Annotated in this window: 1 protein-coding gene; it reads right to left on the bottom strand. The window is 64.5% G+C overall.

The window, feature by feature from the left end; genetic code table 11:
* On the bottom strand, positions 1–389 hold a 389-nt coding region (locus tag HWY45_RS36430; RefSeq protein ID WP_176118517.1), incomplete at both ends, for an Ig-like domain-containing protein.

Here is a 389-nt window from a genome sequence, read left to right on the forward strand (position 1 = left end):
CTGAAGCTGGTATTCCAGGTATGGCCGCCATCGGTCGAGTATTCGACGGTCGCGCCGGTTTCGACACCGGTCAGGTTCAGCGTGCCGACATTGGTGACGTGATCGGACGCGCTGCTGCCGGAGTCAGTGGTCAGGGCCACGCCCGGGGCGGCAGCGAAGGTGTCGAGCGTGAAGCTGAACGACGTCGGATCGGACGTATTGCCGGCGATGTCGGTCTGGCGGACCTGTACGTCGTTCAGGCCTTCGACGGCGCTGAAGCTGGTGTTCCAGGTATGGCCGCCATCGGTCGAGTATTCGACGGTCGCGCCGGTTTCGACACCGGTCAGGTTCAGCGTGCCGACATTGGTGACGTGATCGGACGCGCTGCTGCCCGAATCGGTGGCGAGCGC

The sequence above is a fragment of the Burkholderia stagnalis genome (assembly GCF_902830275.1).
Taxonomy (GTDB): Bacteria; Pseudomonadota; Gammaproteobacteria; order Burkholderiales; family Burkholderiaceae; genus Burkholderia; species Burkholderia stagnalis.